Genomic DNA, 11,433 nt, shown 5'->3' with positions numbered 1-11,433 from the left:
CCCTCTCCTCCTGCACTACCCGCTGCCGCTTGATCTGCGGGATCCCGGCTCCACCGAGGTCATAGACCCCCAGGTAGGCAGGGCCGTCGTCAGGGAGGCGGATCTCCACCCCGAACCAGCCTCCTACCTGGCCGGACCGGGTGTGCAGCAGGGTGTTGGTCGCGAGCTCGGACACGATGAGCCCGGCGTCGTTCTCGCGCCCCGTTCCGGCGAACAGCGCCTCGACCATGCGCCGCGCCTGACGGACCTGGTCGGTATGCCCGGGGAACACGCACCGCCACATCATCCGCTCGGGCGAGCGCGTCCGTTCCTGTCGTTTCTGCGGGTTCGTCGCTGCGATCATTCGCGGCGTTCCTCCTGTGGTCGTTGGCCGTCGCATCCGGACGGATGCCACGGGCCCCTATCGGCGCTCGACTCCGTATCAGGGGTCAAGCCGTCCAGTACAAGCGGGGGCTGCTCGCAGAAACGGGGATGCCCCAATGCGTACTGAACTGATTACTGAAAGCGAACACCTGCGAAACGGGCGCCGTCAGGAAGAGACTGGAGGAGGTTGCAGGAGAACCCCCGCCTACCGGCACACAGGTGATCGAGAATGAGCGAAAATGGCGTCAGGCCGAACTGGGCGGAGGACATCCGTGCCAAGCGGCTCCACCGGTGCTGGAGCCAGAACGAACTGGCCCGCCAACTCGAGCTCGCGGCCGACCCCCGAACCCGTGCGACCCTGCCGAGCCGAAGCTCGATCATCCGGGAGATCCGCTTTCACGAGGCCGGCACTCACCAGCCAGGCCCGGTGTACGCCGAGCTCTACCGACGTGTATGGACCCGGAACCCGGAGCCGACGACAGAACCGACCGAAATACCCAGTGACCACATGGCCCTGGCCTGGACCGTAGGAAGGCTCAACCTGCGCGTGGACCGCCGAACCGTCCTGCATCTGGCCGCGACCGCCGCAGTGGGCGCGGCACTCGACCCCGCCCAGCGGCTGCTGCGCGCCCTGGCCGGAAATCACAGGCCGGACAGCACGACGATCGCTCACCTCGAACACCGGACCCGAGGCTTCCACCGCCTCGAAGAACACATTCCCGCCAAGTCCCTCTATCCGGCGCTGATCAGCCACCTGAACGAGGTAAGCGCCCTGCTGGAAAGCGGTCTGCCGGACGACCACCGGCGTCGGCTGGCGGTGGTGGCCGGAGAAAGCGCTATCCTGGCCGCATGGTTCGCCTGGGAGCAGGGGAACGCGCACATGACGGCCGCACACACCCGCCTGGCCAACGTCGCCGCGAAGCACACCAACGACGTCTCGATCGCCGCCTGCATGACCGGGTACCGCTCGTACATGGCAGGCAGGAACAGCGCTCAAAGCACCCGGCTCATCCAGCAAGGGCTCGACCAGATCGGCGAGGGCGATCCCGCGACGCGGGCATGGTTGCTGGCCCGCCACGCCGAGGAGGGAGCGCTCCTCGGCGACCACCGTGGCGCCTTGAACTCGATCCGCGAAGTGGTGGACGTCTACGCGGGCGCGGACATCAACGCCCGTCCATGGACGTGCTTCCTCGACCCGGGGCGCTTCGCGTCCATGAGTTTGACCGTCTACTCGCGGCTCCGGCGCCACGACGACTCCGCCACCGCCATGGAGGAGATCGCGCTGCACCTCGGACCGACGACCGAAGTCAAGAAGCTGTGTGTCGTCAAGGCTGAGATGGCGCTCGCGCAACACCGCCTCAGAGACGTCACCGAAGCCGTCGACTCCGCGCGATCCGCACTCGACGCCACAAGCGCGATGGACTTCCCTCTCGGCTGGGAGCGTCTCGACAACGTCGCCGCGGAGCTCATGCTTTCACGAGCTCAGGTCGCCCGGGAGTTCCACACCGAGTACGCCGCTACTCGCGCTTCGCGGAAACAGCCGTCTCTTCAGTGATCCAGCTCAGATAGCCGGCGAGGCCGCCCTCAATGGGGATGGCCACGATCTCCGGGGTCTCGTACAAGTGGGCCTCCTTGATGAGCTCGACGAGGTCATCGAGCCGGTCCGCGGCGGTCTTCATGAGGATCAAGTACTCCTCACTGCGCTGGATCTCCCCCTTCCACCAGTAGGCGGACACGATCGGGCCGCTGGTCTGGGCGCCGGCCGCCGCTCGGCTTACGACCGCAGCGTTGACGATACGCTCGGCCTCCTCACGACTTCCTGCGGTCACGTGAACCTCGACATGGCGGGTCATAGCTCCTGAGCGTAGGTCCTCCAAAGTCAGGGACTTCCTGCCAGTACGCGTCCACGCAGTTCCTCCAGCTCGCGCCGCATGGCACGCGGCCCGACGAGCATCAGGGCATGCACTGCGCTCACTTCCCGGGCGGTTGCCCAGATGCCCGTGGCGAGGGTCTGGAACGGGAGGACCTCGATCGAGTGAACCCGAAATGCGGAAGGGTTCAGGTACCGCATGCCCCCTGTCCCGCACAGATAGGTCCGCGCGCCGGTCAGCCACGCGAGGTCTGCCAGCCGCTGGGATCGCTCGCCACGCGCGAGCAGATCGCTGCTGTGCAGGATCCGCCCCCGCCAGCCGACCTCATCCAGCAGCAGGCGCGCGGACGCCTCCGTCACGTCCGCCAGCCGATCTGTGCTCTCGAAGGTGGCCAGCACGGGTTCGAGCCGCTTCTTGAACGCCGGCCAGTGGGCGCTGTGCCGGTAATGGTCGGCGAGAAGCTGGGCAACGCGGCGGCGGCAGCGTGCAGAATCGGCCAGACGTGCTCCGCGGATGGAGGTGGCGCGGCCATGAGGCAGGTGGGTGGCGATGGAGAGCCAATGTGTCTTCCCCAAGCCGTCGAGCGAGGCAACACGCGTGCGGTGCTGATAGTCGCGTCGGGCGAACTGCACGTCGTCCAGGACGATCCAGTAGTCGGCAGTAAACAGCTTGGCCAGCGTCGAGAGCCGGGGGAAGAGGTTGGGCTGGTGGATGGCGCACACCTCGCCGTCCGGTGATTCAGGACGTGAGGAGCCTGCTGTCGAACCCGGCGCGGACAAGAGATTGGTAGGCGTCATGGACCTCTCCCGGGACGGGCTGTTCGATGGCGTAGCCAAGCTTGGGATACTGGATCACGCGCTGCAGATCTCCAACGAGCATGTCGATGACCAGCTTTGGATCACCGATCGAGCTGACGTAGTCGTTCAGCACAAGCGGCTCGGAGGCGCACACCACCTCGACCTCGGGCCATACCTTCCGTGCTGTGGCGTACGCCCGGCGCTCCATGTACGGCTTGGAGATCAGGAGTACCGAACAGGGCTCGATGCCGGCGTCGGCCAGCACCTGATGTGACAGTGCGATGTTCTGGCCGGTGTTGGTGGCGTTAGGCTCCAGCAGGATCGTCTCGTCGGGCATGCCGAGTTCCAGCGCGTGCTCGCGGTAGTGAACGGCCTCGCCACGTGGAAAGCGGGTGGCGGTGGTGGGGCTCGTGGCGCCGGAGAAAACGAGCAGCGGGAACCACCCGGCACGGTACAGGTCGACGGCCGCGCGTGCTACGCCCAGGTCGTGGCTGCCCAGGCCGATGGCCACATCGCACCGGCGCAGGTCGTGGTGCATCTGGTGGTAGTCCCAGATGGTGCGGGCGTGCCGCCACTGTTCGTCGGTGATGGCCTGCTGCTTGACGCTCACTTGGCTGCTCCCTGATCGCCGTGGCAGAGGGAGCCGCTCGTTCTCCCTCTGGATGGTCTGCTGGATGCCCTCGATACTGCGCAATTGGTGCGCGAGCCCGTGCTGCGCGGCCTCGCGTGCGGCACGGTCGAGGATCATCAGCCCATCATCCACGGTGGCCCGGTCAGAAAGCAGGATGTGCCCGTAAGCCGTCTCCAGCCGGACCCGTTGCATGGGCGCGTCGGTGACCGCAGTGGCACGGGCGAGATCGATGAGGCGTAGGGCCTCCGGAAGATTCCCGGCGCCACGGTGGGCCAGGGCGAGCTTTTGGTGCGCGACGGACCAGTCCTCGGGCTCCCCGAGGCTCTCGAACTCGCGGATGGCCGTCGTCATCAGCCGGGCGGCATAGTCGTTCCTGTCGTTCTTGCTCAAGGCGGTCCCGACCCACAGCCGGGCTCGCGTCCGGTCGCGCGGCGAGAGCCGGTCATCCACAGCAAGCGCCTCATACTCCCTGGCGGCCTCGTCCAACCCACCCGACATCTCTGTGACCACCGCCAGTGACAGGTCCAGCTGAGCGATACGGCGAGGGATGTCGAGCTGGCCGTAGATCGAGCGCGCGTTGAGATAGGAACGGCGAGCGGACAGAGGGCCGGCGACTGCGCCCTGGTCACGCTGGAGGTCACCCAGCAGCGTCGTCGACCGTGCGAACAGGTACAGGCCCTTGTCGTCCAGAGCGTGTGGGTCGTAGCGGGCGAGCCATCGGTTCAGCAGGTCGGCAGCGTAGTTGAAGCTCTGTCGGCTGAGCGCGACGACGACCCGGTCGAGGTCGTCCGTCCACGTCTCGTAGTCCCATGCGCGTGGTCCCACGCGGGTGACTCGTAGCCCTTGATCGGCGTCTTGGCCCAGCTCCAGGAGCAGGGTCTCGAATCGCAGGTGGGTGGCCGAGTCCGCGCGTGCCAGCGCGGTGTCCAGGATGGCCTGGGTGTCGGGGCGTGGCCGGGTGGCAGAGCCCAGTTGATTCCACTTGGCCACGGTGCGAGGAGCAACGCCGAGGTGCTGGGCGAACACGCGCACGCTCATCCGCAGAGCAAGACGTAGTGCATGCGCTTCGAGGCCGGTCCACTCATGCACGGTCGTCACGTCGTTGCTCCCTTCCACGGCCATGGAAGCACGCAGAGGCACCAAGAGACTACGGAAGTGCAACGGAAGTGCGACAGCGGGTCGTATCCAGCCGGGCCTGGGCTGTCCATGCTCGAAGAGCAGGCCATCACCCCCCACCACCATAAGGACGGCTACCGTGTCGACACTCACCGAGCAGCACCCAGTGGACGGCCCCATCGTCTACGGATACCTGCGGCCGCGCCGCTCGACACCTGAGCGTTACGCCGCTCTCACGGTGACGCTGGCCCAATACTGCGACCAGCATGAACTGCAGCTCTGCGACATCTTCAGGGATCGCGAAGGCAAACCCGGTGACGACTCGGCGTTCACGGGACTGCTGGACGTCCTCACCTTGTCCAGCGCTTATGGAGTGGTCCTACCGACCGCCGGCCATCTGGGCGAGAAGCATCTCGCTGCCCGACGTAGAGAACAGATAGGCGCCATTGGAGTGCGCCTGTTCCTCGTTCGCGGCGCCTCCGCCGGGCGACTGCTGCAGCGCCACGTCCGCGCTCATGTGCTGTGCCGTTGCCGGACCGGCTGCCGCTGTCCGCACGATAACCACCTACCTGGCGGCCTGGCCGAGCCCGCCCTGCATCCTTTCCGATGTTCCATCCGGAGAACAACATGATCTTGACCAACGAGAGCGACACCCTCGCTGATCAGGTGGGGAGGGGATACGTGGAGAGCCTCCAGCGTCGCCTTCCCGACTGGTGGCTGATGTACTCGCCCTACGGCCGCTCCCTCGTCGCCTTCTACAGAGGCCCATGTGCCCAGGGCGGTATCAGAGTCGAGGCTGAGCACCCAGAGGAGTTGCTGCGCCTCATGGGCGACGCGATCCAGACGCAGTGGAAGACCCAGCCGGGTCTCACCCGCGACCTATCCACTGACGCTGCCCGGGAATCGCCTTCCGGCTCACAAAAGGGAACGGCCAGATGATCAGACAGGGCGTGGGCTGTCAGAGGTCCCCGTCCGCAGCCCGACACCCGCTGACGGAGCCCGTTCGCGGGTTACCGCTCGATCGCCCGCACCACCCATGCGCCGAATCGAGCACGGAGACAGCAGATGACACAGCCTGCCCGCCACGAGAGGCGAGCTGACGTCCACACGGCCGACACGTTCGAGTGGTCGCCGTACGTCGCCCACGGCGGCACTCTCCGGATCGCCTACACCTCATGCTGCGGCCGATTCGAGTTGGCGTCCGAGGGCGGCCAGTACTTCGTCCTCCGCCAAGCCGAGGAGGGCAGCTATGAGGAGGCCAGACGCGGCCTCTACCGCCAGGCCCTCGATGTCTACCTCGTGCTCGCCGCAGCACACCATTTCGACCATCTGCGCCGCCGACAAGGGCTAGAACCTGACGACTTCCTCGGCGCGGCTGCTCCCGGCCGAGCAGACCAGCAGCCAGCATCGACCGGTTGCCCATCACGACCAAGAGGAGGGGACCCCGCCTGTGACGACCGACAACGACGGCCAGAACGCCGCCCCGCTGCGTGACGCCATGACTACCGCCGTAGCGGCCCGATGCGAAGAGTGGGGATTCCCGCTCCCCGCGCCGGTCGAGGCCGCGATCCGTAAGGTCCCCAGGCACCTCTTCGCCCCCGAGGTGACGCCGGAGGCGGCGTACGCGCTGGACATCGTCGAAGTCAAACGCAGCCAACACGGCGCACTGATCTCCACCATGTCCGCTCCCGACATCCAGGCCATGCAGCTCGTGCAGGCCGACATCGGTCAGGGGATGCGCGTGCTGGAGGTCGGCTCAGGTGGTTACTTCGCATCCCTACTTTCGGAATTGGTCGGCCCGGCCGGTCAGGTCACGACCATGGACATCGACGCCGACGTGACGAGCCGGGCCCGCGCCTGCCTGGACGCCACCGGGTATCCGCAGGTGCAGGTCGTCACGGCCGACGCCGAACACGGTTGGAAGGACAACGCCCCCTACGACCGGATCATGGTCACTGTGGGCGCGTGGGACATCCCTCCTGCCTGGCGCGAGCAGCTTGCCAAGAGCGGCAGAATCGTCGTCCCGCTGAGGATGAAGGGCATCACCCGCTCTCTGGCTCTCGAACGCATCAATGATCACCTGGTCAGCCTTTCGCAGGGGGTCTGCGGCTTCGTCCCCATGCAGGGCGCGGGCGCCCACGACGAGCACGTTCGGCTCCTGAACGGTGACAAGGTCGGGCTGCGGTTCGATGACGGCAACCTTGCCGAACCGCGCACACTGGACGGCGTTCTCGCCAGCCGGCCCGCGGCGGCCTGGTCCGGGGTGACCGTGACTCGTGCCGAGCCGTTCCCCGACCTGCCCCTGTGGATGGCGACGGCGCTGCCCGGCTTCTGCAATATGACCGTGAACACCCCTGGTGGCGAAGACCCCGGCATCGTCTCCGAAGCGGGAGGCCGCTGGTTCCCCTTCGCGACAGCGCAGGACGACTCGTTCGCCTACCTGTCCATCCGGCCGACAGCCGGGGAGGGAATCGTCGAGTTCGGCGCACACGGCTATGGCCCACACGGCCGCGAAGTCGCCCGAGCCATCGTGGAGCATGTCCAGGTCTGGGACCGCGACTACCGCGGCGGGCCCGGCCCGAGCTTCGCGGTCTGGCCAGTCGATGCCCCGGCCGACGTGCCGCCCGCGGGCGGGGTCATCACGAAGCAGCACACTCGCATCACGATCTCCTGGCCGGATGCGGGCACGCCTCCGCACCGCCAGGTGGCATCACCCATCCCGTCACAGTGAGGAGAAAGGCCCATGCCCAGCTCCACGGCGACCGCTCATGACCCCGCCACCGACAACGCTGACGACCCGTTCCAGCTCGACATCACCTTCATCGAGAACACCCCGGCCACCGAAACAGTGCTGATGTGCAGCACAGGCGACAACTGCGGGAGCTCCTGCCCGAGCGCCTGCACCACCTCGTAGTCCAGGTCAGCCCGGCGGCGAGGGCCAGAGGAACCGAGCCTTCAGGCCCTCGCCCTCCTATCAGAACGGAGTGTGGGTGATGACGCGCTCACGGCACAGCCTGTATCGAGGTGCCGGCCAGGGGATGCTGCGCGCCGCGGCGAACCTCACCGGACCGAACCTGCCGCCCTGGCCTGGACCCGCAGCGCCGCTCGAACGCTGGCGTTCGTGGCTGGCCGCGGTGTGGGCTGATGACGCCTTTCAGCAGGCGGTGTCCGGCGCCAGCCCGGACCTGGCCCGCCGGGTCCAGGCGATCCTCGACGGGCACTCTCCGAAGGTACGCCGGGTGCGCCGGGCGGCGTTGGCCACCGCCCGGTACGCAATCAGGTACGCGCGCCGCTCGACGCCTTACGGCCTGTTCGCGGGCGTCGCACTGATCGAGTTCGGCGACGTGGCCGAGGTCCACTTCGGGGAGCGGCACCGGGCTGCCGCCCGGCCCGACCCGGTAGCTCTGGACGCGACGATCAGCGACTGGGAGGCGAACGCCGAGCGGATGGCCGACGTCGACGTATGTCTCAACAACCTGGCACGTCGACGGGGCGGGCGCGTCTACGTTCCCTCCGAGGGCGCCTCGGAATTCTCCCTCGCGGTCACGCCCGCAGTCGCGCTGGTGCTGGACGCGGCCCGATCACCCATCCGGTACTCGGCCCTTGCGGACAAGCTCGCCGCCGAATTTCCTGACACGGACGAGCGCCGCCGGGCCGGGCTGCTGGTGGAGCTTCTGCGGGTGCGGCTGCTGCGGTCGTCGCTGCGCGCGCCGGCCACCGTCGTCGATCCAGCCGACCCTCTGCCGGCCGCTCTGCGGGAGATCCAGAACAGAGCGGCGGCACCGGACCTGCGGCTGGACGCGACAGTGCGGCTCCCGCACACGGTAGTGACAGAGGCGGAAACCGCAGCGACGGTCCTGACCCGGCTCGCTATGTACCCGGCCGGGACCTCGGCATGGCGCCGCTACGCAGAACAGTTCGCCGACCGCTACGGCGAGAGCGCCGAGGTGCCGCTGGAGCTGGTGACCGATCCCGACAAGGGCTTGGGCTTTCCCCAGGGATTCAGCCAGGTCTTCGAGCCACCCCGGCCCATGACCCGACGAGACAGGCTCCTTCTTGAGATGGCCGGCACGGCGGCTGTCGAGGGCAGCCGATCGGTGGTCCTGTCCGCCGCGATGATCGAGCGGCTGGAGGCTGCCGCGGGCAAGCGTACGGTCGTCCCGCCCCATCTCGAACTGTGCGTGCAGGTCCAGGCCGACTCAACGCAGGCACTGGAGCGCGGGGACTTCCGTCTTCGGCTGTCTACCGTCTCCCGGGCGGCCGGCTCGATGACGGGCCGCTTCTGGCATCTGTTCCCCCAGACCGGCGCGGCGTGCGCCGGCCTTCCCACGGTCGAGCCCGACGCAGAGCTGGTCCAGCTGTCCTTCCACGCCGGCCGCGTCCAGGCCGACCTGCTCACCCGTGCCCCGCAGGTGTTCCCCCGGCTGGTCAGCGTCGGGGAGTTCCGGCACCGCGGAAAGGGAGTGCTGTTCCCGTCCGATCTGGCTGTCGGCATCCGCGATGGCCGCCTCTATCTGGCCGAGGCCGCCACAGGGAAGCATCTAGAGTTGCTTGCACCGACCGCGATCAACTTCCTGTGGAACAACTACACCCCTCCTCTGGCCCGGTTCCTCGCCGAGATCAGCCGGGCCGGAGTTCCGCAGGTGACGTGGTTCGATTGGGGCGCCGCATGGGCCCTTCCGTTCACTCCGGCGTTGCACTACCGGCGCTCGATCCTGGTGTCCGCACGATGGAAGCTGCAGGCTCGGGAACTGCCCTGCCGTACCGCGACGCTGGAGGAGTGGGCCGGACAACTTCACGCCTGGATGGACCGGGTCGGCGTGCCGGATCGTGTGCTTCTGACCGAGGACGACCAGCAGCTTTCCCTCGATCTACGCCAGGACATGCACTTGGACCTCCTGCGCACCCACCTTGTCGCCAGTCCGACCGGTGTGGCCGTCCTGCAGGAGGCACCGCCGTCGCATGCCGATGGCTGGATCGGCGGCCGGGCCCACGGTCTCGTCATCCCCCTGCAGGCACGCTCATGAAGGCGACGGCGACCGTACTCAGGACGCAGGATCTGTCCGAGGGGGCGCTCGGGGTGGCGCTGCTGCACATCGAGCGGGGTGACGTCGCATCCGCTCGAATGCAGCTTAGGCAGGCGGTCGCGGGCGGCGTCAGCGCCGGAGGCAACGCGTCGCTGTTCCATGGCGCCCCTGCGCTGGAGTTCGTGCTCGGCCGTGCCGGTCTCGCCGATCGGGCCGTGCGGGACGCGGTCGACCGTGTGGTGGTCGCCCGACTGGCCGCGGCGCATCGGCGGCAGGCTTCTGGGGCTCTTCCGCATCTTGCGGAGTTTGACCTCATCCGGGGGTTGACCGGGCTGGGCGCGCTGCTGTTGGCGCGTGACGGCGACTCACCGCTCCTGAAGGAGGTGCTGGCCTACCTGGTCTGCCTCTGCCAGCCGGTCCGCATGGAAGGCCGGAAGCTACCGGGCTGGTGGTCGGACCGTGGGCCCGCTGACGAGGAGCTGATCGGCGGACACGGCAACAACGGCGTCGCGCACGGCATCGCCGGCCCTTTGGCGGTGCTGTCCTTCGCCGTCCGGTGCGGTGTTCAGGTGCCGGGCCAGCATGACGCCATCGAGGTGTGCGTGCGCTGGCTGGACCGGTACGGATGCTGCTACTGGACCACTCGCGACCAGCTGTCTGCCCCTGAGCCGCCGAAGCCGCAGGTCGCGCGACCGTCATGGTGCTACGGCGAGCTCGGCATCGCTCGCGCCCAGCAACTAGCAGGGATCGCCCTGGGCGATCCGACCCGCCGACTCGCGGCAGAGAACGCCGTTGTGGGTGCCCTCACCGATCGGGCCCGCCTTGGTCGGGTCACCGATGCCTCACTCTGCCATGGCTGGGCCGGCCTGCTGACCATTGCCCGCGCCGTCGCCTCCGACAGCGCCGCTCCGGGCCGATACTCGCCGCTCATCGAAGAGCTGAACAAGAGCCTGACTATTGACCTGGATCGGCTGTCCAAGCCGGGATTCATGGAAGGACGGGCGGGCGCGCAACTGGCGCTGGACGGCACGAACACCACGGGCTGGACCAGAGCGCTCCTGATCACCTGAACCTGCCAATCTCGCGATCCGATCACCCACTGACAAGGAGCGTCCCAACCATGGTCGTCGACGACGAGGACCTTCCGATCACCGCCGAGAAGGGTTGGTGGCATGCCAGCGTGTCGTTCCCAGGCGATGCCGGAGTGAGTCCGGAGGCTGCCCAGGCGCTGTCGTCCGCACTGCACGACCAGCGGTTCCACTTCCTGCGAAAGGCCGCGGGGCTGCGGCTGCGCACTGAACGTTCCGTGGCAGACCTGCTGGACGGACTCGTCGCCGACCAGTTGGCCAGCGGCTGGGTCGGCGGCATCTACGAGCCGGAGATCGAAGCGTTCGGCGGCCCAGAAGGCATGGATGTCGCCCACGACGTGTTCTGCGCGGACAGCCGTGCCGCACTGGCCGAAACGGGCGATCGCGGTGCCCGGGAACGCTGTGTGCTGCTGTGATGGCGCTTCGCGAATCTGACCAGGGGTGCTCTGTGAAAGTTGCCAGGTCGTTGGACTTCATACTACGGCTTTAGTTGATGTTCGTCACGGATTGTGACGGTGTGTCGACGTGAACAGCAGCGGG

General features: G+C 67.6%; 12 protein-coding genes. 8 read left to right on the top strand and 4 right to left on the bottom strand.

Annotated features, from left to right (window positions below; translation table 11 throughout):
* The coding region (locus E1267_RS39090) for an ATP-binding protein (protein WP_165960044.1) at positions 1-343 on the bottom strand (343 nt) is incomplete at its 3' end.
* Between the two features lie 249 nt (positions 344-592).
* Here E1267_RS39090 and E1267_RS39085 point away from each other — a divergent pair.
* On the top strand, positions 593-1,918 hold the full coding sequence (locus tag E1267_RS39085; protein ID WP_484213949.1) for an NsdA family TPR-like regulatory protein: 1,326 nt from the start codon (positions 593-595) through the stop codon (positions 1,916-1,918).
* Here the strand turns inward: E1267_RS39085 and cutA are convergent.
* The 3 genes from cutA to E1267_RS46945 are packed head-to-tail and all read right to left on the bottom strand — an operon-like array spanning position 1,881 to position 4,760.
* Entirely contained in the window at positions 1,881-2,216 is a 336-nt protein-coding gene (gene cutA / locus E1267_RS39080; protein ID WP_132340580.1) for a divalent-cation tolerance protein CutA, read from the bottom strand. The two genes, E1267_RS39085 and cutA, sit on opposite strands and share 38 nt — an antisense overlap.
* Positions 2,217-2,242: 26 nt before the next feature.
* Positions 2,243-3,031, bottom strand: coding sequence for a WbqC family protein (locus E1267_RS39075; protein ID WP_132340578.1), 789 nt, complete (start codon positions 3,029-3,031; stop codon positions 2,243-2,245).
* Positions 2,973-4,760, bottom strand: a complete 1,788-nt coding sequence (locus E1267_RS46945; RefSeq protein ID WP_246064550.1) for an ElyC/SanA/YdcF family protein — start codon at positions 4,758-4,760, stop codon at positions 2,973-2,975. Before E1267_RS46945 ends, E1267_RS39075 begins: the two co-directional genes overlap by 59 nt.
* 157 nt (positions 4,761-4,917) lie before the next feature.
* On the opposite strand from E1267_RS46945, the gene E1267_RS39065 reads away from it, so the two are divergent.
* The 7 genes from E1267_RS39065 (at position 4,918) to E1267_RS39035 (ending at position 11,309) form a co-directional block, all read left to right on the top strand.
* Complete coding sequence (locus E1267_RS39065) at positions 4,918-5,409, top strand: hypothetical protein (protein ID WP_132340576.1); 492 nt, start codon at positions 4,918-4,920, stop codon at positions 5,407-5,409.
* The gene (locus E1267_RS39060; RefSeq protein WP_132340574.1) at positions 5,406-5,717 is read left to right on the top strand and encodes a hypothetical protein; all 312 of its coding nucleotides are present in this window, start codon (positions 5,406-5,408) and stop codon (positions 5,715-5,717) included. Before E1267_RS39065 ends, E1267_RS39060 begins: the two co-directional genes overlap by 4 nt.
* A 559-nt stretch (positions 5,718-6,276) precedes the next feature.
* Positions 6,277-7,509, top strand: a complete 1,233-nt coding sequence (gene fxlM / locus E1267_RS39055) for a methyltransferase, FxLD system (protein WP_132340586.1) — start codon at positions 6,277-6,279, stop codon at positions 7,507-7,509.
* A 12-nt stretch (positions 7,510-7,521) separates the two neighbouring features.
* Positions 7,522-7,692: an FxLD family lanthipeptide gene (locus E1267_RS39050; protein ID WP_132340572.1), complete on the top strand. Its 171-nt coding sequence runs from the start codon at positions 7,522-7,524 to the stop codon at positions 7,690-7,692.
* Positions 7,693-7,771: 79 nt separating this feature from the next.
* Positions 7,772-9,805 (top strand): lantibiotic dehydratase family protein, encoded by a 2,034-nt coding sequence (locus E1267_RS39045; protein WP_220449890.1) that lies wholly within the window; start codon positions 7,772-7,774, stop codon positions 9,803-9,805.
* A complete protein-coding gene (locus tag E1267_RS39040; protein WP_132340570.1) occupies positions 9,802-10,875 on the top strand; it encodes a lanthionine synthetase C family protein in 1,074 nt (357 codons plus the stop codon). Before E1267_RS39045 ends, E1267_RS39040 begins: the two co-directional genes overlap by 4 nt.
* 50 nt (positions 10,876-10,925) lie before the next feature.
* A complete protein-coding gene (locus tag E1267_RS39035) occupies positions 10,926-11,309 on the top strand; it encodes a thiopeptide-type bacteriocin biosynthesis protein (protein WP_132340568.1) in 384 nt (127 codons plus the stop codon).
* Positions 11,310-11,433 lie beyond the last annotated feature (124 nt).

Origin of the sequence: Nonomuraea longispora, assembly GCF_004348345.1 — a bacterium.
Lineage (GTDB): Bacteria > Actinomycetota > Actinomycetes > Streptosporangiales > Streptosporangiaceae > Nonomuraea > Nonomuraea longispora.
This window is presented reverse-complemented; position numbering and strand designations above follow the sequence as displayed.